The following is a 20,256-nucleotide window of genomic DNA, read 5'->3' on the forward strand; positions in this document are numbered from 1 at the left end:
GAGGGGGCGTCACCGCCGCCCGTTGTCGTGACCCCATGGCCACGCCCCTCCTCGACCTCGCGGCGCGCCGCGCGAGGAAGCCCGGGACGCGCAGGCCGAGATCGGCTGGACCATAGCCCCGGCCCACGCCGGCCGGGGCCACGCCACCGAGCTGGCCTGTGCCCTGCTGGACCTCGCCTTCGCGGGCCTCGGCGTCCGACCCGTGGAGGCTCACGCCTTCGCGGACAACGCGCCCATCCTGCGCGTGATGGAGAAGGTCGGCCTGCGCCACGAGGGCACCTTCAAGGAGGAGTCACTGCACCGCACCCGCGGCTGGGTGGACGGCGTCACTTACGCGATGCTCGCCTCGGAGCATCGGGCCCGGGGCAGACGGCTTTCCACCTCACGACGCCCAGAAGTACGCAACGCTCTAGACATAACGTTGCGTAAGGTTGTGGCATGAGCAACGATCCGCGCCCGACCCCGTGGGCCGTCGGCTGGGAACAGCGCCCCTGGGCCGCGGGCCCGGATGACGCCGGGCTGCGCTCCCGCCGCGCTCGCGTGCGTGCAGCAGGCCCATATCGAGCCGCGCTCCCCGCCCGTATCGCCCGACTCGGGTTCGACCTGCCCTCCGATCTGGCGACCGAGGTCGAGGAGGCGACGGCCGCCGTCGTGCGCTTCGACGCCGAGATCAGCCACGCCCTCCCGGGGCTCACTGGAGAGATCGCCCCGATCGACGCGGTGCTCCTGCGCACTGAGTCCGCGTCCTCCTCGCAGATCGAGCACATCACCGCGGGCGCGCGAGCCCTCGCCCTGGCGACTCTCGGCGAACGCACCCGCCCGAACGCAGCGCTCGTGGCGGCGAACGTGAGGGCCATGGGCGCTGCTTCCCGGCTGGCTGCCGACCTGGACGAGCCCGCCCTGCTGGCCGCCCATCGTGCCCTCATGGACGGTCAGGAGCATGCCCGGCCGGGCGCCTACCGCGATGCGCAGGGGTGGATCGGGGGCGGGACGCCCACGCCGCACACGGCGCAGTTCGTCCCGCCCCACCCGGAGCGCCTGCGTGCCGGGATGGACGATCTCTTCGCCTACCTGCGACGCGCGGACGTACCCGCCCTCGTGCAGGCCGCCATCGCGCACGCCCAGTTCGAGACCATCCACCCGTTCGCGGACGGCAACGGCCGCACCGGGCGCGTCCTCGTGCACGCCGTATTGCATCGGGCCGGCGCGACCACCCGTATGGGGGTGCCCCTCTCAGCGGGGCTCCTCACGGACACGGCCGGATACTTCGACGCCCTCACCGCCTACCGCGACGGCGACCCCGCGCCCATCGTGCGCCGCTTCGCGCAGGCCGCCCTGGCCGCCGTCGGCAACGGCCGAGAGCTCGTCGCGGACCTGGACGAGGCCCTGACCGGCTGGCGCGAGCGGCTCACCGCCCGGCGGGACGCGGCGGTCTGGCGGGCGCTCGCGGTGATCATCGCGCAACCCGCCGTGACCGTGGACCACCTGGCCCAGGCGCTGGGTGTCTCGCGCCCGGCCGCCCAGCGGGCCGTGGACCAGCTTGTCGAGGCCGGCGCTCTGCAGGCCGCGTCCGCTCAGCGTCGGAACCGGGTGTGGCTGGCCACCGAGGTGCTCACCTGTCTGGACGAGTTCGCCGCGCGTGCGGGCCGGCGGGGTTGACCGGGGGCGGTCTACAGGGTTGACCAGCCTCAGTGCCGTATGTAGTGCCCCGGCCATGGTCAGGCGAACACACGAGGTGAGGCCCGCGGGATGACTCGCGGTCCGTCAGCCACAGGATCACGTCCCCACGGGCATGCCCACGTTCCCCACCACCAGAGACACCGATCCGGCAGGGCCAGCCAAGGTCGTCCTCCCGGGGTGGACGCAGCGTCAGGCGCGCGGTGCGCAACGGCCAGTCACAGGCGCGCGGTGCGCAACGGCCAGTCAGGGGCGGGGCCGCCCGCAATCGCGCCCTCCCCGCGCTCCACCCGGGACGTCGACGCCGGCTGGGTGCCACGCTTCGACGTCGACGTGCTGGAGGCCGCCCTGCGGCCCGTCCACGAGCGGCCCCGGTGGGAGGAATGGGGGCAGATCGCCGCGCCAACCCTGCTGATCACCGGGGAGAACGGGTACGTGCCCGCCGGAGAGCTGGACGAGATGCGGCGGCGGCGCCCGGATGTGCGGCACGTGCAGGTGCCCGGCGCGGGGCACGACGTGCACCTGGACGCGCCGCAGCGGGTGGCTGAGCTCGTGCGGGGGTTCGCGGCCTGACTGATCTGGGGCAGGATCCCCCCATGGACCACAAGCAGATCCTCCACGACGGGCTGCGCCGCCAGCGTGCGGCCCTCCTCCAGAAGCTCGAGGGCCTCAGCGAGCGCGACGCCCGCCTGCCGCGCACTCCCACCGGCACCAACCTGCTGGGACTGGTCAAGCACGCCGCCGTCGTCGAGCTGGAGTACTTCGGCGAGACGTTCGGCCGCCCCGCGGAGGTGCAGCTGCCCTGGGCGGCGGCGGGGCGGCCGGAGGAGGACACCGTGGACATGTTCGCCGCCGAGGGTGAGTCCCTCGAGGACGTCCTCGAGTTCGCCCGCCGCTGCTTCGCCCACGCGGACGCGACCATCACGGCCCTCGGCGTCGACGCCCCAGGGCGGGTGGCGTGGTGGCCCGACGACAAGGCGGAGGTCACGCTCGCGCAGATCATCGCGCACGTCGCCCTGGACGAGGCCCGGCACGCCGGCCACGCGGACATCCTGCGGGAGCAGATCGACGGGCAGGCCGGCCTGCGCGCCCCAGGAAACAACCTGCCCCCGTGGGACGCCGACCGCTGGGCCGCCCACGTGGACCGTCTGACCGCCATCGCGGAGGGGAGCGGTGGGCCGGGCCTTAACTGAAGGCACATGCCTCCCGTGCCGGTCCTTGGCCTACGGTGTGGCCATGACGAGTACTCCCGCTGCCGCCGTACCCCCTGCCCTCCAGCGCTCATTCGATGCGTGGGCTGCCGCCGGCAGGCCCGCCGACGAGCCCACGCGCTGGTCCTTCGATCACTGGACGGCCCACGTGCCCGACCTGCCCGCCTGCCTCGAGTGCGAGCCGCTGACCCGCGCCGTCGTCACCGGCTACGCCGCGAAGGTGACCGCCGAGGACCGCGCCGTGCAGCGGGACGCCTTCATCGCCGCGATGGTGTGGGGGTACGGACGGGTCGGCTACGGCCCCTCCCGGGTGGAGCGCATCATGGCGCAGCCCGGGTTTGAGGAGCAGCTCGCCGACGTCACCCGCATCACCCTCGAGCAGGGCGGGCCCGCGGCCTTCGAGCACATCCGGCAGCAGCGCAAGAGCGGGGTTGGCTGCCTCAAGCACCTCGGCGCGGCCTTCGGCACCAAGTACCTCTATTTCCTTACCAAGGCCCACCGGGAGTCCGACATCGCCCCCGTCCTCGACTCCGTGGTGCGCGCCTGGTTCGCCGAGCATGTGAAGGACGTCGACGTCCGGATCGGCGGCGGTTGGACCTACCCCCGCAAGTACGCCACGTACGTGGAGACCATGCAGGCGTGGGGTGAGGAACTCGAGATCCCGGCCGACGACGTCGAGCGGCTCATCTTCCTCCAGCAGCAGGACTCCACCCAGGAGCCCTGGCGGGAGAGCTGGAGTTCCGCCGCCGCGGACCCGGAGGCCGGCGAGCTGCTCGAGGCCCTCCGCCTCGCGCTGGCCGACCTGGGCGCCGGGGACGACGCCGAACCCCACCTGCAGGCTCTGGAGGATGTCATCGCCGACGCGGAGGACCGGGCGCCCGACGAGGCGTGAAGCCCCGCCCGCCTGTGCGCGGTTGGCGTCGAGATGAACGTGTCCGCTGAGCAGCTGATCGGCGACGAGTCCGGCGTGCACCGCGGCCTGTACCTGCGCGTCGTGGACCACGTCCCGTGGCTGCGCGACTTCGCTTGCGACGACCTCCACGTCTTCGGCCCCGAGGACCGGTGGATCCTGGCGCGGTGAGGGGTCAGCGATCCATCGCAAGGGCGCCTACCGTGTCCAGGACCCTCCGTAGGCTCGAGGCGCAGCCGGGGTAGATGTCCCGGACGAAGAGAGGACATTGGCATGACCACCAAGGTGGGGTTCATCGCGGCCGCTTCCCATGCTCTGCAGAACGGTCCCCAGCTGTTCGCACGCGTCGAGGACGGCGGTGTGGTCATCGGTGGGCGTGGCGGCGAGGTCGTGCCGGATTCGACCGGGCTATACGCGGTTGTCGCGCAGGATCCTGACGCGGCGCGAGCCGAGCTGCGATTGGACACGTCTGTCAGTCGAAGCGATGTGCTTTACATCGGCAAGGCCGAGGGCAGCCTGCGGGCCCGCCTGGAACGCAAGCATTTCGCGGGCGGCGGCACCGCGCACTCCACTCTGCGCCGCACTCTGGCCGCACTCCTGGTGGATCGGCTGGACCTGGAGCCAGTCGCCGTCGCCTCCGCGGGTCGATTCTCCCTCACCCCGGAGAGCGGCGAGCAGCTGACCACCTGGATGCGCCGTCACCTCGCCGTCCGTGTGTGGCAGGCGCCCGCCGGGTTCGCGGAAGTGACACCGCTCGGGGGCATCGAGAAGCCTGTGATCGACACGCACACCCCGCCGTTGAACCTCATCTACGGCGGCACCAGCCCCGAAGCACAGCTGCTCCGCCAGCGCATCCGGAAAGCCCGCACGGCCATGGCGGAGCAGGCGAAGCGCGATGTGGACGTGGTGGAAGTCCATTCGTCGGCGCGCGCGACCGTCGGCGACTTGTTCCGCCGCCGCCCCCGCCAGTACGGGCTGCGGGGAAGCGTGGGTCTCTGGGAGGAGCTCGCTGAACGGCTCGACGACACCCCCATGCCCGCCAGTGAGTATGAACTCGGCCGGCTCCTGCGCGATGCGCTCAATCGCTCCCTTGAGGGGGCCGAGCCTTACGACGAGGACAAGGTCAACGTGGAGCGGTTCAACCGCGGAGGCATGAGTCAGGGCCTCGTCCACCTGCCCTGGTGGGAGGACCAGGCCATCCCCCTCCTCCTCGACCGCTGGGGAGCCTGGGCGGACACCCGGGGTCTCCTCGGCCCGGAGGACTACATCGGGAGCTGGTGACCCAGCATCGTGGGGTGCCCGCCGCCGTCCTCGACGGCCTCCTTCGCCACCGGCCGGGTGATGTGGGGGCGCACAGGGAAGGGCCACGCGCTGCCGGTGAGCAGCGCAATGAGCTCCGCGCGGTCCGCGCCGGCGGGGTCGAGACAGGTGATGGCGACGGTCATGGGGCGAGGGTGGGCGCCGGCACCTTGCGCCCCTCCCCACCCGGGCGCCTTCCGAGTCCGACACAATGCATACATCCATGCATGCATCCGATTATTCTGGCCCGCATGACTCCACTCTCCGACCCCTTATGGGGCAGTCGTGCCACGGCTGCCGGCCGCCTGGCCCACGACGTCGCCTGGCGCATCGTCCGCGGTGAGATCACCGCGGGGGAGATGCTCACCGAGGTCCAGCTCTCCACGGAGGCCGGCATCTCCCGGACGCCGGCCCGGGAGGCCCTCCTCCAGCTCGAGCGCTGGGGCCTGGTGCGGCTCCTCCCCAAGAAGGGCGCGGCCGTGCAGGCCCTCACGCCGCAGAGCGTGGCCGACCTCACGGCCCTGCGCGGCCTCCTCGAGTCCACCGCCCTCGCCACGGTCGCCGCGCGGCCCGACGCCGTCGGGCCCCTCGTCGCCACGCTCACCGCCAACCTGGAGCAGCAGCGCGCCGCCCTGGACGCCGGCGACCTCGCGGCGTTCTCCGCGCTGGACGTGCGCTTCCACCGCGACGTGATCGCCACGTGCGGCAACGCCGCCTTCGACGAGGTCGTGCGCACCTTCGCCCCCCGCCTGGCCCGCCTCATCCACGCCGCCACCGGCGGATCCGTCGACGCCGCCCGCCGCCTCCTCGATGGGCACGCCGAGATCTGCGCTCAGCTGGCCGCCGGGCGCGCCGCAGACGCCCAGCGCGCCCTGCAGGCGCACCTCGACGCCGCGGGGACCGGCGTCGTCCCCGGCCTGCCCCCCGTGGGTCCGTCCGAGGCAGGTGAACCCCGATGGTCGAGGGCCTGCTGATCCTGCTGCTCTGCCAGCTGGCGGGCACGCTCGTGGCCGACACGCTGCACCTGCCGATCCCCGGGGCCGTGCTGGGCATGCTCCTGCTGCTCGGCCTGCTTGCGTGGCGCCGGCCGGCCGAGGACGCGCCGGTGATGACGGCGAGCCATCACCTGCTCCAGCACCTGCCGCTGCTGTTCGTCCCGGCGGGCGTCGGCGTCGTCGCGGTGCTGGGCCTCATCGGGGAACACCGGGCGCTGATGCTGGTCGGCTTCGTGGTGCCCTGGCTGCTGGGGCTGGTGGTCACCGCCGGCGTCGCCGCCCCGCTCGCCCGCCGCCTCACGGACAAGGAGGACGCACAATGAACGCCGCCGAACTCACCGACTCCCTCGCCGAGGCCTGGGACGCGCTCCTGCACACACCGCTGTTCGGCATCGCGCTGACCCTCGCCGTCGCCGTGCTCTCCCGCCGCCTGTGGCTCGCCGCCCGGCAGACCGCCCTGCTCACGCCCGTGCTCGTGACGATCGTGCTGGTGGCCGCGTTCCTGGCCCTGACCGGCATCGACTACGAGACCTACATGATCGGCGGCAGCTACCTCACCTTCCTGCTGGGCCCCGCCACCGTGGCCCTCGCCGTCCCCCTGTACCGGGCCGGCCCTGACATCCGGAAGCTGCTGCTGCCGGTCGCCGTCGGGGTCACCGTCGGCTCGCTGACCGCCATGGTGAGCGCCGTGCTGATCGTGCGGCTGATGGGCGGGGACGCCGCGCTGGCCGCCACGTTCGCCCCCAAGTCCGCGACGACGCCGATCGCCATGGCGGTGGCCGACGCCGGCGGCGGGATCGTCTCCCTCGCCGCCGTGCTCCCCGTGCTCACCGGCGTGCTCGGCGCCGTGTTCGCCCCCTGGGTGCTCGACCGGCTGCGCGTGCGCGACCCCCGCGTGCGCGGCCTGGCCATCGGCGTGAGCTCCCACGGCATCGGCACCGCCCGCGCCCTCGCCGAGGGGCCGAAGACCGGTGCGTTCTCCGCCCTCGCCATGGCCTGCTCCGGCGTGCTCACCGCCCTGCTGGCCCCGCTCGTGCTGGCGATGACGGGGTGAGGGGCCGGGCGGCTGCCCACCGGCCGGGCGGCCGCCTCGACCCGATCCGGCCGCGGCGGCCTCCTTACCGTGTCCGCCCCGCCTGCCACCCTGGTCCTCTTCCTTCCCCGCGGGCCGCCCGCCGGCCCGCGCAGGCGCGGTGACGCGGCCCGGTCCTGCGAACGAGAGGACCCCACCCATGATGGGCCCGTCCCACGCGGCCACCGGCGCCGCGGCCTGGCTGGCGCTCACGCACTGGCAGTCGCCGATCGCCGTGCTGCACCTGCCCGCCGAGCTCCAGCTACTCGGCGCCGTGACCACCGCCGGCGCGGCCATGATCAGCGACTGGGACCACCCCCGGGCCACCGTCGTCCACGCCCTGCCGCCCCTGACCGAGTGGCTGAGCCGCGGCATCCGCCACGTGGCCGGCGGGCATCGGCGCGGCACACACTCGCTGGTGGGGATCGCAGCGTTCACCGCCATCGCGACGGCGGCCGCCTCCATCCAGGTGCCGATCGCGGGGCACGTCTACACGCCGGGGCAGGGGGTCATCGCCGCGTTCCTGGCGGCCGTGGCCGCCAAGGCCCTCCGACTGCTCCCGAACCGGGGATGGAGGGCCGCGTGGGCGCTCGGCATCCTGGTCGCGGTGTCGGCGACCGTCCTCAGCGACGGGCTGTGGTGGATCCCCGCCTCCGTGGCCGTCGGCGTGAGCGTGCACATCCTCGGCGACGCCCTCACCAACAACGGGGTGGCCCTGCTCTGGCCGCTCATCCCGGAGCCTCCCGCGCGCCTGTGGTGGTGGCAGTCCTCCGGACGGTTCCGGCTCCCCTGCTCGGCCGGACCGGGTCCTGGCGGGAGTGGGCGCTCGTCTCGGTGGTCACCGCGTTCACCGTGGTGCGGGCCGTGCGGCTCGTCCCGCTCGCCGCTCGGGGGGTGGCGGCACTGTTCTGAGCGGCGGCACCAGGCCACCACCGCCCCCTCATGTCTCCGGGAACCACCCCGCCCGCACGGTCGCCTCGGTCCCGCGCGGCAGCCTCGGACGGCCGCCGGCGGCCAGGTCCCGGCACGCGTCCGTGAGCGCCTCGAACGACCACCCCGGGACCCGGGCCTGCCCCTCGGCCGTGCCGTCTGCTCGCACGACCGCCTGGTCCACGGCCTCGAGCAGCTCGTCCGACCCGGGGTCGCATGCGTCGCATCCGCAGTCCGGGAGCAGCGCGTGCACCTGCCCCGGGGCGCCGACCGCCACTCGGAGCACCGGAAGGACACCGCCGTCGTCGTCCTGGGGCACGTCCGTCTCCAGCAGCCACCAGGGGGAGGCGCCGTCGACGTCGGCCGGCGGCGCCACCCGCAGCGCCCGGCCCACGGGGACCGCCAGGTCTGCGCGCCCGGCCTCGTCGAGTGGGATGCCACGCACCGGGTCCGGGGCGACCGCGGCGCCCGCCTCCGCGAGCGCCTCGGCCCACACGCGGGCCCGGGCGGTCATCCCGAGCTCACTCCGTCGGCGTCAGTTCCCGCTTGAGGATCTTGCCGGTGGCGGTCTTGGGCAGCCCGTCCCGCACGGTCACGGTGCGCGGGTACTTGTAGGGCGCCACCTGGGACTTCACGTGCTGGATCAGCTCCTCCTCCGTGGCGTGCGCACCGGGGGCGAGCACCACGTGCGCGGCGACCTCCTGGCCGAGCTCCGGGTGGGGCACCCCCACCACGGCGGCCTCCGCGACGGCCGGGTGCTCGTAGAGCACCTCCTCGATCTCGCGCGGGTACACGTTGAGCCCGCCGCGCAGGATCATGTCCTTCGTGCGGTCCACGATGTAGTAGTTGCCCGCGGCATCGCGCCGGGCGAGGTCGCCGGAGCGGAACCAGCCGTCCTCGGTGATGGCCTGGGCGGTGGCCTCCGGCTTGCCCCAGTAGCCCTTCATCACGTTCTCCCCGCGGATCCACACCTCGCCCAGGGTCTCCTCATCGCCCTCGGGCACGACGGCCCCGTCCGGCGTCACCAGCTGCATCTCGCACCCGCGGACGGCGCGTCCGATCGAGCCCGGATGGTGCTCCTCGCCCGGGTGGTTGAAGCACGCCACCGGGGAGGTCTCGGACAGGCCGTAGCCCTCCAGGATCTCGCAGTCGAAGGTGGCCTCGAAACGGCGCAGCAGCTCCACGGGCATGGCGGACCCGCCGGAGACGCCCAGGCGCAGGCTGGCCAGGTCCTCCGGATGGTCCTTGGCCGCGGCCAGCACGGCCCCGTACATGGTGGGCACGCCGATGAACACGTCCACCGCGTGCTCGCGGACGGTCTGCGCGGCCACGGCGGGATCGAAGCGGGGGATCAACGCCAGGCTGGCGCCCGTGGTGACGGGCGCCATGAGCGCGCACGTGAGGCCGAACACGTGGAACAGCGGCAGGCAGCCGAGCACGGTCTCCCCGTGCTGGAGCTGGATCAGCGTCTCCGCCGCGGTGTCCGCGTTGGTGCCCATGTTCCGGTGGGTCAGCTGGGCGCCCTTGGGGCGGCCGGTGGTGCCGGAGGTGTAGAGGATGACGGCGTCGTCCTCGAGGTCCCGCTCGACGGTCTCGGTCACCGGGCCGGGGCTCTCCGCGAGGTGCGGGGCGAGGCCGTCTTCGCCGAGGGTGCGCAGCGGCACACCGCGCTCGCGGGCGCCCTCCACGGCTTCCTCGGACGGCACGGACCACAGCATCGACGCACCCGAGTCTTCCAGGTAGTACTCGATCTCGCGGCGCTTGAACAGCGGGTTCATCGGGACGACGACGGCGCCCAGCTGCAGGGCCGCGAAGAACACCACCGGGAACGCGGGGATGTTCGGCACCATGAGCGCCACGCGGTCCCCGGGGCCGATGCCCTCCTGCCGCATGAGCCCGGCCAGGCGCTGGGACTGGTCCTGCAGCTCCGCGTACGTCATGCGGTTCTCGCCGAGGATCAGGGCGGTGGAGTGCGGATGCTCGGCGGCGGTGCGCTCGAGGCGGGCGGGCAGGGTGAGGGTCACGACGGGCCTCCGGGGGGAGTCGGATGTGATGGGAACCACAGCGTAACGCCCGGCGGTGCTCGTTCGCTGTGAGCCGAGTGGGGTGTGTCGGCCGACCTCACGCCAGCGACATCACCGCGGTTCTGCCCGGCGGTGATGTCGCTGGCGCGCGGTCATCCACCGGCCCCGCCCGCGTCGCCGATGTGTCGTCTCCACGGCTCAGGGGCGCAAGACTGGTCCCCGCACACCGCCCGGACCGCCGGGCCAGACCGGAGGACAGACCATGACCGCACAGACCCCCGCCACCCCTGCCATCCCCAAGACGATGAAGGCGGTCGTCATGCGCGCGCCGGGCGACGTCGTCGTGGAGGAGGTGGACACTCCGCGCGTCGCCCAGCCCACGGACGTGGTCCTGAAGCTGGCCGCCGCGTGCGTGTGCGGCTCGGACCTGTGGCCCTACCGCGGCCACAACGACGTCGACCACCGGCGCATGGGCCACGAGTACGTCGGCACGATCGTGGAGAAGGGCGAGGACGTCGCCACCCTCGAGGTCGGCGACTTCGTGATCGGCTCGTTCATGCTCTCGGACAACACGTGCGAGATCTGCCAGGCCGGCTACCAGTCCCGCTGCGTCAACGCCGGCGAGTACACGGGCAGCCAGGCGCAGTACATGCGTGTCGAGCTCGCGGACGGCTCCCTCGTGAAGGTGCCCGGGGGTGAGCCCTCGGACCCGGACCGCCTGGCCGACTACCTCGCCGCCTCGGATGTGCTCGGCACCGGCTGGTACGCCGCCGTCGCCGCGCAGGCCGGCCCCGGCAAGACCATCGCCGTGGTCGGCGACGGCGCCGTCGGCCTGTGCGCCGTCCTGGCCGCCAAGACCCTCGGCGCGGAGAAGGTCATCGTGTTCTCCCGCCATGAGGATCGGGCCGCGCTCGCCCGGGAGTTCGGCGCGGACGTCGTGATCGCCGAGCGTGGCGAGGAGGGTGCCGCCCAGGTGCGTGAGCTCACCGGCGGCTACGGAGCGCACGGGGTGTGCGAGGCCGTCGGCACGCAGGGCTCCATGGACCAGGCCCTGGCCTCGGTGCGCCCCGGCGGGTATGTCGGGTTCGTGGGCGTCTCCCACGACCAGACCCTCGACGGCTCCGATCTCTTCGGCCGTGAGATCCACCTCGAGGGCGGGCCCGCGCCCGTCCGCCGCTTCCTGCCCGAGCTGATCGAGCGCATCCAGTCCGGGGAGATCCAGCCCGGCCGCGTGTTCACCGCGCGCATGCCGCTCGACGACGCCGCCGAGGCGTACCGGGCCATGGACGAGCGCCGCGAGATCAAGGTGCTGCTGGAGGTCTGAGGCACCCGCGCGCTGAGCGTGCCCGCCTCTGCTAGGAAGGTGGGCGGCCACGTCCGCACCACGCCCCGCGCGCCAGCCATCGGCCTCGGGTCACTGCGGCCCGAGGAGCTCCTGGACCTGCGCCTCGGTCAGCGGGCGGGTGGGGCGCCCCTCCAGCAGGAAGGCGAGCTGCGCCGACACCTCCAGCTCCTCCGCGGCGTTGACCGCGCTCTCCAACGTGGTACCGGCGACGATCGAGCCGTGGTTGGCCAGCACCACGCCGGGGGACCGGCGCCCGGCCCCGAGGATGTCGTCCAGCATCTCCGCCGAACCGGGTCGGTGGTAGGGGACGGTCGGCACGTCCCGGCCCAGCCGCATCACGAAGTACGGGGTGAGGGGCGGGATGCCCCCGTCCTCGGCCAGGCAGCTGTACGCCGTCACGTAGGTGGAGTGCAGGTGCACGATCGCCTGTGCCTCCGGGCGGGCCTCGTACATGGCCCGATGCATCACCACCTCCTTGGACGGCCGAGGACCAGCCTGGTGCCTCCAGTGTTCATCCAGCACGGAGAGCGCCTCGGGGTCCAGCCGGCCGAGGGAGGAGTTGGTGGGCGTCATGAGATACCCGCCCTCGATCCGGACGCTGATGTTGCCGGCGCTGCCCACGGAGAATCCACGGGAGAACAGGCTTGCACCGAACTCGGCGATCTGACGGCGCAGCAAGGACTCGTCGGTCACGGGGCTCCTCTCAGACGAGTGCGTTGGCGATGAGCAGGGCGACCAGGGTGGTCGCCCAGGCGATCGTGGTGGGGATGGACCACGCGAGGATCTGATGCTTGGCGTTCTTGATGCCCAGCATCCGGTTCACCACCCAGAAGAAGCTGTCGTTGAAGTAACCGAAGAACAGCGAGCCGAGGGCGGCGGCCTGCGCGGCCAACACCATGTTCACATCCGGCATGGCCGCGAGGATGGGTGCGGAGATCGAGGCGGAGGTGATGATGGCCACCGTACCGGACCCCTGGATGAGGCGGACGATGGTCGCGATGACGAACGGGATCAGGATGGTCGGCAGGGGGAGGCCGGCCACCGCCTGGCCGATGGACTCCGCCGTCCCGGACTCGCGCAGAACGCCGCCGAGGGCTCCGCCGGCGCCGGTGACCAACAGGATGATGCCCGCCGACTGTACGCCGAACTCCATGTCGTCCAGAGTCTCCTGGCGCGACTGGTTGCGGGCGAGGCCGTAGATCGCCACGAGGACGCCGAGCAGCAGGGCGATGACGGGGTTGCCGATGAAGGCGAGCGTGGAGACCAGCCCGGCAGGCAGGGCACCTTCGTTGTTCTCCACCATGGTGGCGGAGAAGGTGTTCAGGAAGATCAGGACGATCGGCAGCAGGATCGGCAGGATCGAGATGAACAGCCCGGGCAGCTCGCGTTCCCGGACGGCGGCACGCTCCTGGAACTCCTCGAAGGCCTCCGCGGGGGAGAGGCGTTCGCCCGTGTCCCGTTCGATCATGGCCTCGATCTTCGGACCCATGACCTTCGCGTACAGGGTCACCGCGATCATGGCGGGGAAGCTGAGGATGAGGCCCCAGAGGATCATCTCGCCGACGTTCACGTCGAAGATGCCGGCGGCGCCGAGCGGGCCCGGCGTCGGGGGGACGGCGTGGTGGGTGACGACCAGGCCGCCGGCGAGGGCGATGCCCAGGGTGAGGATGGACCGCCCGGAGGTCCGGGCCAGCGACCGCACGAGCGGCTGCAGGATCACGAAGGCGGAGTCCACGAAGATCGGGATGGAGATGACGAAGCCCGCGCCGGCGAGCGCCCACTCCTCCTTCCCCTTACCCAGCACGCGGATGAGGGAGTAGGCCAGCTTTTCCGCGGCCCCCGAGACCTCGAGGATGCGCCCCATCATCACGCCCATGCCGATGACGAGGCCGATGGTCCCGAGGGTCGAGCCGAAGCTGGTGGTGATGGCCTGGATCACGGCGTCCGGGGCCATCCCGGCCGCCAGACCCGCGATGGAGGCGGCGATGACCAAGGCCAGGACGGCGTGGATCTTGGTCCGGATGACGAAGAAGATGAGCAGGGCGACGGCTGCCGTGAGGCCGACCAGCGCACCGATCTCGGAGGCTCCGAGCCCGTTCATGGTGGTTCTCCTAGTGGTGTGGATCCGAGGGGTGAGGCCGACTCAGGCGACGAACTCGCGGTGGAACTGACGGACGGCGGCCTCGAAGCTGCTGTCTGGGCGGAAGCCGAGGGACAGGGTTCGCTCGACGTCGAACTCGCCGGGCCACGAGCACACGATGTCCATGACCCGCTGATCCGGGCGTGGGACGACCCGTGCCCGTGCCTCGGGCCCCCCGACGGCCTCGAGGGCGTCGAGCATCTCCGCCACGGTCACGGAGACGCCCGGGATGTTCAGCACCCGCCAGCCCCCTAGCCGCTCGGACTCCACGATGAAGGCGTGCACGAGGTTCTGCACCGCCGTGTCGGGGGAGGACAGCCACATCCGGGTGTCCTCCGGCACCGGCAGCTCAGCCTGCAGACCCTGGAGGGGCTCGCGGATGATGCCGCTGGCGAACGAGGACGCGGCCGAGTTCGGCTTCCCGGGTCGCACCGAGATGGTGGGCAGCCGGCAGACTCGGCCGTCCACGTACCCCTTGCGCGAGTACTCGTTGACCAGCAGTTCGCCGATGGCCTTCGTCGCCCCGTAGGTGGACTCGGGCTGGGTGGCCAGGTCTTCGGGGACCACCGTCGGCACGGCGCTGCCGAACACGGCCAGGGAGCTGGTGAAGACGAACCGGGGCCGGGCCCCGGTGGCACGGGCGGCCTCCAGCAGCCGCTCCGTGGCGTCCACGTTCACGCGCAGCGCGAGGTTGAAGTCCTGCTCGGCGCCGCCGGAGAGCACGGCGGCGAGGTGGAAGATCCCTGCCGTGTCTGCGGTGATGGCCTCGGCCAGGACCGCGGGGTCGGCCATGTCGCCGACCCGGGAGCTCACCCGGGGGTCCTCCACAGGGCAGGGCGCCAGGTCGAGCGAGACGACGGAGTCCACCGGCACGGGCAGGCGGCCGGCGTCCTGGGCCTGGAGGAGGGAGCGGATCACGCGGCTGCCGAGGAAGCCGGCGCCGCCGGTGACGACGATGTTCATGGGTGTTCTCCTACGTGGGAAGGGTCGGGAGGGGGGTCAACAGGAGGTCCACACCGACCGCGGTCGCCCGATCGCGGACGGCGTCGGGCAACGCGGGGTCGGTGACGATCGCGTCGAAGGCCCGGAGGGGGAGGGCCTTGAAGGTGGACACGCGCCCGTACTTCGAGGAGTCCGCGACGAGCACGCAGCGGTCCGCGTGCTCGGCGATGCTTCGCTTCACGATCGCCTTGCCTTCGGTGGGCACCGAGAGTCCGCGGAGGTCGAACGAGGACGCCGAGATGAACGCCAGGTCGATGTTGAAACCCGCCAGCTCCGCGGCGGCAGTGGGCCCGTCCGTGGACAGGTTCCCGGCGTCCAGGCGGCCGCCGAGCACGTGGATCTGGGCTCCCGGGTGCTCGCCGACGGCCGCCGCCACGGCCAGGTCGTTGGTGACCACGTCGACCCGTTCCGCGGCGGGGCGGGCCGCAAGCAGTCGGGCCAGGGCGAGCATGGTGGTCCCGGCGTCCAGATAAAGGAGGTCCCCCGGGCGGATCAGCTCTGCGGCTCGGCGGGCGATGGCCGCCTTCTCCCGGGGCCGGATCCCAAGCTTCACCCGATGCGTCGCGTCCAGGGACAGGCGCGCCGGCTTGGCGACGCCGCCAGCCACGGAGACGAGGCGGCCCTCCTCCTCGAGCCGCTTCACATCCCGCCGCACGGTCATGGAGGACACGCCCAGCTCATCCGCCAGCGCGGTCACGGAGGCAGAGCCGCGCTCCACCACGAGGTTGACCAGACGCCGCCGCCGCTCGTCCGCGATCATGCCCGTTCTCCGGGGCGCTGGGACCCGCGGTGTGCCGCGAACCAGCCGAGGCCGTCCTCGGTGCGCCCGGCGGGGCGGTACTCGCAGCCCACCCAGCCCGTGTAGCCGGCCTTGTCCAGGTGCGCGAACAGGTGCTCGTAGGCGACCTCTCCGGTGTCCGGCTCATGACGGTCCGGGACGCCGGCGATCTGCACGTGGCGGGTGAGGTCCACAGACGCGTCCACCAGTCGGGTGAGGTCCCCCTCGGTGATCTGGGCATGGTAGAGGTCCAGCTGCAATCCGACGTTGGGGCGGTCAACCTCGGCCAGCAGCTCCCGGGCCTGCGGGACGCGGGACAGGAAGTACCCCGGCATGTCCACCGCATTGATGGGCTCCAGCAGGACCTCCACGCCGTGCTGCGCCGCGGCGTCGCAGGCGCGGCGGATCCGCTCCACGTAGCGGCGTCGGGCGTCGGCGTCGTCGGGATCCGCGATGCCGGCCATCACGTGCACCCGAGGGCACGCGAGGGCACGCGCGTACTCCAGGGCGGTGGCGATGCCGCGTTCGAACTCCGCGTCGCGGCCGGGCAGGGACGCGAGCCCCCGCTCCCCCGCGTCCCAGTCACCGGCTGGGGCGTTGAACAGCGCCTGGGTCAGCCCGGCCGAGCGCAGGGCCGCCGCGACCTCTGCGGCGGGGTACTCGTACGGGAAGAGGTACTCGACACCGGTGAAGCCCGCCTCCGCGGCGGCGGCGAAGCGCTCCAGGAAGGGACGCTCGGTGAACATCATGCTGAGATTCGCGGCGAACTGCGGCATCGGTGGATCCTCGGTGTCGGGCGGGCGATGGTCGGTGGAGGGTCAGGCCCGGGGGTCGGTGAGGCGCTGAGCGGCGGAGAAGAAGTCCTCGTCCCCGAAGTTCCCGGACTTCAGCGCGAGGTCCACCGCACCGTCCAGGCTCGCCGTCCACGGGACGCCGGGGGCGATCTGGGGACCAACGCGCAGCCCGGTGACGCCGAGCGCCTGCGTCACCGCACCGGAGGTCTCGCCCCCGGCAACGACGAACCGGCTCACCCCGCGTTCGCGCAGCGCGGCCGCCAGGGTGCCGAAGAGGCGCTCGATGGCCGTGGACACGCGCTGCCTTCCGTGGACCTCCTGCAGGCGACGGACCTCGTCGGGTCCGGCCGTCGCGTACACGAGGGGGGCGGGGCCGCCGTCCTGGGCGAGGACGAAGGCGAGGATCTCGTCTCGGAGGGCCGTGGCGTCCTCCAGCGTGCGGACGACGTCGACGGCCAGGGACGGGGCGATCTTGCGATAGCGATCGACCTGTCGATTCGTCATCTCGGACGCCGAGCCGGACAGCACCACGGTGCGCCCCGGGGTGAACCGCCAGGCGTCGGCCGCGGTCGTGGCGGCGCCGGTGATCGCGCGGCCGGTGAGCGAACGGGCCAGTCCGGAGCCGAGGCCGGAGCCGCCCGTGGTCAGGCGTAGGCCGGACACTGCCGCGCCGATGGTGTCGAGGTGGGTGTCGTCCAGGGTGTCCAGCACGGCATACCGGACCCCTTCGGAGCGGAGGCGGTCTAGCTCGCCGCGCAGCACCTCGGACCCACCGCCCACCACCGTCGAGGGGACGGACGCGGCCCGTCCGCTGCTCTGCCGTTCCATGAGCCGGACCAGGTCCGAGTCCCGCATGGGCGTCACGGGATGGTCCTTCATGCCCGACTCCTGGAGGAGCCGGTCGTGCACGAACAGGTGTCCCTGGTAGACGGTGCGGCCGTTGACCGGGAGGGCCGGGGCCACGACGGTGAAGTCCTCGCCGAGGTGCTCCAGGAGAGCGTCCGTCACGGGGCCGATGTTGCCCTCGGCGGTGGAGTCGAAGGTGGAGCAGTACTTGAAGACGATCCGCTCCGCACCGAGGCGTTCGAGGGCGCGGCAGGCCTCGAGGCTCTGGGCGGCGGCGTCCCCGGGCGGGATCGAGCGGGTCTTGAGGCTGATGACCACCGCGTCCGCGTCCACGTGATCGGGGACGTGTGCGGCACCCGAGAACTGCACGGTGCGGAGCCCACCGTCCACAAGGGCCCCGGCGATGTCCGTGGCTCCGGTGAAGTCGTCGGCGATCACTCCTGCTCGCAACGGCATGGTGCACCTTTCTGATCGGGCGGGGTCGCCCGATTTGTTCGACTCTGTGAACATGGGACGGAATTTCACATAAGCTAACATCGAAGGGCCAGATTGTGAACCGCACCACGGAAGGCGCCGCCATATGACTCCTCAGGCACAGAACGTCACCTTCGTCGGCATCGGGGCCATCGGCTTGCCGATGGCCCTCTCGGTGGCGGCGGCGGGGTTCGACGTCACGGGGGTTGACTTCTCCGAACGCCAGCGACTGGCGGCGCTGGAGAAGGGGCTGCCGGCCGCGGCCGACGCCGCATCGGCGGCCGAGGCGGACGCCGTGATCGTGATGGTGGCAACCCCTGACCAGCTGTCCTCCGCAGCCCTGGGCCAGGACGGGCTCGTCGCCCGCATGCGGCCCGGGAGCACGCTGATCGTGATGAGCACCGTGGGCCCGGAGGCGGTGCGCTCGCTCGTCGCGCCGGCCGCCGAACGGGGCATCGGACTGGTGGACGCCCCCGTCACCGGCGGCATCGCGCGTGCGGCACGCGGAGAGCTGCGCATGTTCGTCTCCGGTGACCCGGCGGCCATCGACGCGGGACGCGCCGTCCTGGACGCCATGGGCGCCGTGGTGGACTGCGGGGCGGAGCCGGGGCGCGGCCAGTCGTTCAAGGTGGTCAACCAACTGCTGTGCGCGGTGCACATCGTCGCCGGAGCCGAGGCCCTGGCCCTGGCCGAGCGTCTGGGGCTGGACCCCGCCGAGGTGCTCGACGCCGTGGCGGACGGCGCCGCCGGGTCGTTCATGCTCTCCGACCGGGGGCCCCGGATGCTCGAGGGCCTGGACGCACAGGTCGCCAGCGCGATCGGGATCTTCGTGAAGGACTCCGCCCTGGTGAGCGCCACCGCCGCCGAGGCCGGGATCGCGGTGCCCGTGCTGGAGGCCGCCAAGCAGAAGTACCTGGACGCCGCCGAGGCCGGTCTGACCCTGAAGGACGATTCGCAGGTCATCCAGACTTACCGGTCCTGACCTCGCTCTGAACCGGACCCGTGTGATGGCGGCGGCGGCACGCTCCGCCCCGCCTTCGCCCTCGTGTTGCACCACCGCACGGTGCACCCGACGTCGTGATCGCCGAGCGTGGCGAGGAGGGTGCCGCCCAGGTGCGTGAGCTCGCCGGCGGCCACGGTGCGCACGGGGTGTGCGAGGCCGTCGGCACGCAGGGCTCCATGGACCGGGCCATGGACGAGCGCCGCGAGATCAAGGTGCTGCTGGAGGTCTGAGGCCCCTGCGGCGGGCGGAGGTGCCGAGGGGCTCCTCCGCCCCTCAGCCCTTCTTCACGGTGATCGTCCACTCCGCGGCGCCGCGCTTCACGAAGTCGGTGACCTCGTGGCCGTTCTCCGCGGCCCAGCGGGGCAGGGAGTCGGTGGCCTGGGTGCAGTCGAAGTCGATCACGAGCTCATCCCCCGTGGGGATCTGCTGCATCGCCTGGTTGGCCTCCACGAGCGGGAAGGGGCAGACCTGGCCGTCGGTCTCGAGCAGGTGCTTCGCCATGATGTTCTCTCCTTGATGTCGGTGGTCAGAGGTCGTTCGTGGGCGGGTCGGCTCAGCCGATCGGCGTGAGCTTCACGGGGCGGGCCGCCCCGGCGTCCGCCGCCGCGCCCTCGGCCGAGGTGGGGCCGGAGGCGGAGGCGGGGGACGGCGTCGTGCCCTTGCCGCGGTGGTTGAGGATGAAGAGCTTGGCCGCCAGGCCGGTGCCGAGCACCATGAACACGAGCGCGGTCCAGCCCTGGAAGCTGAAGGTCGCGGTGTTCACCATCGCGTTGCCGATGGTGCAGCCGCCGGCCCACGCCGCGCCCCAGCCCATGCCGAGGCCGCCGATGATCGAGCGGACGGTGGTCTGCGCGTCGGGAACACGGACGCGGAACTCGCCGGAGGCCTTCGCGGCGATGAACGAGCCGATCAGCAGGCCCGTCACCATCAGCACGCCCCAGTCCACGAGCTCGAGCTCGCCCGTGCCGAGGAACGCGCCGATGTTCGCGGACGGGCCGGTGATGCCCAGGCCGGACTCACGGCCGGTCGCCCAGGAGAGCGGCCACGCGAGGATCGCCAGCACGCCGATGATCGCCGCGGTGACGAACGGGTGCCACGCCTTCTCGGTGAGCACGTGCGCGAGCCCGGTCTTGGCAGCGGGCAGGCGGAAGCGGGTCATGGCCGCCTCGCGGCGCAGGTGATGCCGCACGGCCAGGCCGACGCCGGCCACGAGCAGCGCCACGAACACCCACGGGGACAGCCCCGTGAGCTGCTGGAACGAGCCCGTCTGCGTCTCCACGGAGCGGACGGCCTCGGTGGTGCCGGCCAGCGGACCCTTGCGGAACGCGGTCGCGCCCACGATGTAGAAGATCAGCGCGAACCACGAGCCCACGAGGCCCTCGCCCGCGCGGTAGTACGTGCCGGTGGCGCAACCGCCCGCAAGCACGATCGAGAAGCCGAAGATCAGGCCGCCGATGATCGTGCCGAGCCACGGGAACGTCTCCGCCTCCAGGGTGATCACGCCGAGCGCGTCAAGGGCGAACACGCCCACCGACTGGACGGCCACGATCACCATGAACGCGGTGAGCCATCGGGTGGACCGGATGGTGAACAGGTCACGGAAGGCGCCCGTGACGCAGAAGCGTCCGCGCTGGAACACGAAGCCCAGGACGAGGCCGAGGAGGAGTCCGGTGATGATCATGCCTGCCATGAGACAGGGTGCGGCCGGTCCCGCGCGCCGGGCAGGACGTGCGGGGTAACAGTCGCAGGGCTGTGC

23 protein-coding genes and 2 pseudogenes are annotated in these 20,256 nt (G+C 72.4%); 14 read left to right on the forward strand and 11 right to left on the reverse strand.

What is annotated here, in order from left to right:
• Window positions 1-94: 94 nt before the first annotated feature.
• From POD19_RS03440 to POD19_RS03470, 7 genes and pseudogenes are all read left to right on the forward strand, one after another.
• A pseudogene (locus POD19_RS03440) lies at window positions 95-442 on the forward strand (GNAT family N-acetyltransferase); the annotation flags it as partial.
• On the forward strand, window positions 439-1,659 hold the full coding sequence (locus POD19_RS03445) for a Fic family protein (protein WP_340309312.1): 1,221 nt from the start codon (window positions 439-441) through the stop codon (window positions 1,657-1,659). The pseudogene POD19_RS03440 and the gene POD19_RS03445, both read left to right, overlap by 4 nt.
• A gap of 249 nt (window positions 1,660-1,908) precedes the next feature.
• Window positions 1,909-2,250, forward strand: a complete 342-nt coding sequence (locus POD19_RS03450; protein ID WP_340309313.1) for an alpha/beta fold hydrolase — start codon at window positions 1,909-1,911, stop codon at window positions 2,248-2,250.
• Window positions 2,251-2,273: 23 nt separating this feature from the next.
• Window positions 2,274-2,870 carry a DinB family protein gene (locus POD19_RS03455; protein ID WP_340309314.1) on the forward strand — a complete coding sequence of 199 codons (597 nt, stop codon included), beginning with the start codon at window positions 2,274-2,276 and terminating at the stop codon, window positions 2,868-2,870.
• A 43-nt stretch (window positions 2,871-2,913) separates the two neighbouring features.
• Window positions 2,914-3,780 carry an 8-oxoguanine DNA glycosylase OGG fold protein gene (locus tag POD19_RS03460; protein WP_340309315.1) on the forward strand — a complete coding sequence of 289 codons (867 nt, stop codon included), beginning with the start codon at window positions 2,914-2,916 and terminating at the stop codon, window positions 3,778-3,780.
• 33 nt (window positions 3,781-3,813) lie between these two features.
• Window positions 3,814-3,969, forward strand: a complete 156-nt coding sequence (locus POD19_RS03465) for a hypothetical protein (protein ID WP_336639643.1) — start codon at window positions 3,814-3,816, stop codon at window positions 3,967-3,969.
• Between the two features lie 102 nt (window positions 3,970-4,071).
• Window positions 4,072-5,079, forward strand: coding sequence for a GIY-YIG nuclease family protein (locus POD19_RS03470; protein ID WP_340309316.1), 1,008 nt, complete (start codon window positions 4,072-4,074; stop codon window positions 5,077-5,079).
• Here the strand turns inward: POD19_RS03470 and POD19_RS03475 are convergent.
• On the reverse strand, window positions 5,061-5,243 hold the full coding sequence (locus tag POD19_RS03475) for a hypothetical protein (RefSeq protein WP_020625930.1): 183 nt from the start codon (window positions 5,241-5,243) through the stop codon (window positions 5,061-5,063). The genes POD19_RS03470 and POD19_RS03475 overlap by 19 nt on opposite strands.
• A gap of 105 nt (window positions 5,244-5,348) precedes the next feature.
• On the opposite strand from POD19_RS03475, the gene POD19_RS03480 reads away from it, so the two are divergent.
• The 4 genes and pseudogenes from POD19_RS03480 to POD19_RS13010 all read left to right on the forward strand — a co-directional run.
• On the forward strand, window positions 5,349-6,071 hold the full coding sequence (locus tag POD19_RS03480) for a GntR family transcriptional regulator (RefSeq protein WP_340309317.1): 723 nt from the start codon (window positions 5,349-5,351) through the stop codon (window positions 6,069-6,071).
• The gene (locus POD19_RS03485) at window positions 6,053-6,415 is read left to right on the forward strand and encodes a CidA/LrgA family protein (protein WP_340309318.1); all 363 of its coding nucleotides are present in this window, start codon (window positions 6,053-6,055) and stop codon (window positions 6,413-6,415) included. The genes POD19_RS03480 and POD19_RS03485 overlap by 19 nt, the downstream gene beginning before the upstream one ends.
• Window positions 6,412-7,146, forward strand: coding sequence for an LrgB family protein (locus POD19_RS03490; protein WP_020625927.1), 735 nt, complete (start codon window positions 6,412-6,414; stop codon window positions 7,144-7,146). Before POD19_RS03485 ends, POD19_RS03490 begins: the two co-directional genes overlap by 4 nt.
• A 181-nt stretch (window positions 7,147-7,327) precedes the next feature.
• Window positions 7,328-7,843 (forward strand): annotated as a pseudogene (locus tag POD19_RS13010) (metal-dependent hydrolase); the annotation flags it as partial.
• Between the two features lie 261 nt (window positions 7,844-8,104).
• Here the strand turns inward: POD19_RS13010 and POD19_RS13015 are convergent.
• Entirely contained in the window at window positions 8,105-8,608 is a 504-nt protein-coding gene (locus POD19_RS13015; protein WP_445299765.1) for a DUF6226 family protein, read from the reverse strand.
• Between the two features lie 7 nt (window positions 8,609-8,615).
• Complete coding sequence (locus POD19_RS03500; RefSeq protein ID WP_340309320.1) at window positions 8,616-10,118, reverse strand: long-chain-fatty-acid--CoA ligase; 1,503 nt, start codon at window positions 10,116-10,118, stop codon at window positions 8,616-8,618.
• A 262-nt stretch (window positions 10,119-10,380) separates the two neighbouring features.
• On the opposite strand from POD19_RS03500, the gene POD19_RS03505 reads away from it, so the two are divergent.
• Window positions 10,381-11,442 carry a zinc-binding dehydrogenase gene (locus tag POD19_RS03505; protein WP_010079838.1) on the forward strand — a complete coding sequence of 354 codons (1,062 nt, stop codon included), beginning with the start codon at window positions 10,381-10,383 and terminating at the stop codon, window positions 11,440-11,442.
• A 90-nt stretch (window positions 11,443-11,532) separates the two neighbouring features.
• Here POD19_RS03505 and POD19_RS03510 read toward each other — a convergent pair whose 3' ends face one another.
• The 6 genes from POD19_RS03510 to otnK are packed head-to-tail and all read right to left on the reverse strand — an operon-like array spanning window position 11,533 to window position 17,479.
• A complete protein-coding gene (locus POD19_RS03510) occupies window positions 11,533-12,156 on the reverse strand; it encodes a class II aldolase/adducin family protein (RefSeq protein WP_002855533.1) in 624 nt (207 codons plus the stop codon).
• A 10-nt stretch (window positions 12,157-12,166) separates the two neighbouring features.
• On the reverse strand, window positions 12,167-13,564 hold the full coding sequence (locus POD19_RS03515) for a GntP family permease (RefSeq protein WP_102708727.1): 1,398 nt from the start codon (window positions 13,562-13,564) through the stop codon (window positions 12,167-12,169).
• Between the two features lie 42 nt (window positions 13,565-13,606).
• A complete protein-coding gene (gene denD, locus POD19_RS03520; protein ID WP_020625806.1) occupies window positions 13,607-14,566 on the reverse strand; it encodes a D-erythronate dehydrogenase in 960 nt (319 codons plus the stop codon).
• A gap of 10 nt (window positions 14,567-14,576) precedes the next feature.
• Window positions 14,577-15,365, reverse strand: a complete 789-nt coding sequence (locus POD19_RS03525; protein ID WP_002855529.1) for a DeoR/GlpR family DNA-binding transcription regulator — start codon at window positions 15,363-15,365, stop codon at window positions 14,577-14,579.
• Window positions 15,362-16,159: a 2-oxo-tetronate isomerase gene (gene otnI, locus POD19_RS03530; protein WP_002855527.1), complete on the reverse strand. Its 798-nt coding sequence runs from the start codon at window positions 16,157-16,159 to the stop codon at window positions 15,362-15,364. Before otnI ends, POD19_RS03525 begins: the two co-directional genes overlap by 4 nt.
• A gap of 42 nt (window positions 16,160-16,201) precedes the next feature.
• Window positions 16,202-17,479 (reverse strand): 3-oxo-tetronate kinase, encoded by a 1,278-nt coding sequence (otnK, locus tag POD19_RS03535; RefSeq protein ID WP_082836641.1) that lies wholly within the window; start codon window positions 17,477-17,479, stop codon window positions 16,202-16,204.
• Window positions 17,480-17,603: 124 nt separating this feature from the next.
• Here otnK and POD19_RS03540 point away from each other — a divergent pair, with 124 nt between their 5' ends.
• Complete coding sequence (locus POD19_RS03540) at window positions 17,604-18,479, forward strand: NAD(P)-dependent oxidoreductase (RefSeq protein WP_340309321.1); 876 nt, start codon at window positions 17,604-17,606, stop codon at window positions 18,477-18,479.
• Window positions 18,480-18,574: 95 nt separating this feature from the next.
• Window positions 18,575-18,730 (forward strand): hypothetical protein, encoded by a 156-nt coding sequence (locus POD19_RS03545; protein ID WP_157557099.1) that lies wholly within the window; start codon window positions 18,575-18,577, stop codon window positions 18,728-18,730.
• A gap of 43 nt (window positions 18,731-18,773) precedes the next feature.
• On the opposite strand, the gene POD19_RS03550 is transcribed toward POD19_RS03545, so the two are convergent.
• Window positions 18,774-19,001, reverse strand: a complete 228-nt coding sequence (locus POD19_RS03550) for a sulfurtransferase TusA family protein (RefSeq protein WP_144859774.1) — start codon at window positions 18,999-19,001, stop codon at window positions 18,774-18,776.
• 52 nt (window positions 19,002-19,053) lie between these two features.
• Window positions 19,054-20,181 carry a YeeE/YedE family protein gene (locus tag POD19_RS03555; protein WP_340309322.1) on the reverse strand — a complete coding sequence of 376 codons (1,128 nt, stop codon included), beginning with the start codon at window positions 20,179-20,181 and terminating at the stop codon, window positions 19,054-19,056.
• Window positions 20,182-20,256 lie beyond the last annotated feature (75 nt).

The sequence above is a fragment of the Micrococcus sp. GPGPB33 genome, assembly GCF_037853785.1.
GTDB lineage: Bacteria > Actinomycetota > Actinomycetes > Actinomycetales > Micrococcaceae > Micrococcus > Micrococcus luteus.

What these genes read in the sequence shown, in the direction of transcription:
- POD19_RS03445 (WP_340309312.1), top strand. Translation starts at nt 439, where the DNA reads ATGAGCAACGATCCGCGCCCGACCCCGTGGGCCGTCGGCTGGGAACAG.
- POD19_RS03455 (WP_340309314.1), top strand. Translation starts at nt 2,274, where the DNA reads ATGGACCACAAGCAGATCCTCCACGACGGGCTGCGCCGCCAGCGTGCG.
- POD19_RS03460 (WP_340309315.1), top strand. Translation starts at nt 2,914, where the DNA reads ATGACGAGTACTCCCGCTGCCGCCGTACCCCCTGCCCTCCAGCGCTCA.
- POD19_RS03465 (WP_336639643.1), top strand. Translation starts at nt 3,814, where the DNA reads ATGAACGTGTCCGCTGAGCAGCTGATCGGCGACGAGTCCGGCGTGCAC.
- POD19_RS03470 (WP_340309316.1), top strand. Translation starts at nt 4,072, where the DNA reads ATGACCACCAAGGTGGGGTTCATCGCGGCCGCTTCCCATGCTCTGCAG.
- POD19_RS03475 (WP_020625930.1), bottom strand. Translation starts at nt 5,243, where the DNA reads ATGACCGTCGCCATCACCTGTCTCGACCCCGCCGGCGCGGACCGCGCG.
- POD19_RS03480 (WP_340309317.1), top strand. Translation starts at nt 5,349, where the DNA reads ATGACTCCACTCTCCGACCCCTTATGGGGCAGTCGTGCCACGGCTGCC.
- POD19_RS03485 (WP_340309318.1), top strand. Translation starts at nt 6,053, where the DNA reads ATGGTCGAGGGCCTGCTGATCCTGCTGCTCTGCCAGCTGGCGGGCACG.
- POD19_RS03490 (WP_020625927.1), top strand. Translation starts at nt 6,412, where the DNA reads ATGAACGCCGCCGAACTCACCGACTCCCTCGCCGAGGCCTGGGACGCG.
- POD19_RS13015 (WP_445299765.1), bottom strand. Translation starts at nt 8,608, where the DNA reads ATGACCGCCCGGGCCCGCGTGTGGGCCGAGGCGCTCGCGGAGGCGGGC.
- POD19_RS03505 (WP_010079838.1), top strand. Translation starts at nt 10,381, where the DNA reads ATGACCGCACAGACCCCCGCCACCCCTGCCATCCCCAAGACGATGAAG.
- POD19_RS03515 (WP_102708727.1), bottom strand. Translation starts at nt 13,564, where the DNA reads ATGAACGGGCTCGGAGCCTCCGAGATCGGTGCGCTGGTCGGCCTCACG.
- denD (WP_020625806.1), bottom strand. Translation starts at nt 14,566, where the DNA reads ATGAACATCGTCGTCACCGGCGGCGCCGGCTTCCTCGGCAGCCGCGTG.
- POD19_RS03525 (WP_002855529.1), bottom strand. Translation starts at nt 15,365, where the DNA reads ATGATCGCGGACGAGCGGCGGCGGCGTCTGGTCAACCTCGTGGTGGAG.
- otnI (WP_002855527.1), bottom strand. Translation starts at nt 16,159, where the DNA reads ATGCCGCAGTTCGCCGCGAATCTCAGCATGATGTTCACCGAGCGTCCC.
- otnK (WP_082836641.1), bottom strand. Translation starts at nt 17,479, where the DNA reads ATGCCGTTGCGAGCAGGAGTGATCGCCGACGACTTCACCGGAGCCACG.
- POD19_RS03540 (WP_340309321.1), top strand. Translation starts at nt 17,604, where the DNA reads ATGACTCCTCAGGCACAGAACGTCACCTTCGTCGGCATCGGGGCCATC.
- POD19_RS03550 (WP_144859774.1), bottom strand. Translation starts at nt 19,001, where the DNA reads ATGGCGAAGCACCTGCTCGAGACCGACGGCCAGGTCTGCCCCTTCCCG.
- POD19_RS03555 (WP_340309322.1), bottom strand. Translation starts at nt 20,181, where the DNA reads ATGATCATCACCGGACTCCTCCTCGGCCTCGTCCTGGGCTTCGTGTTC.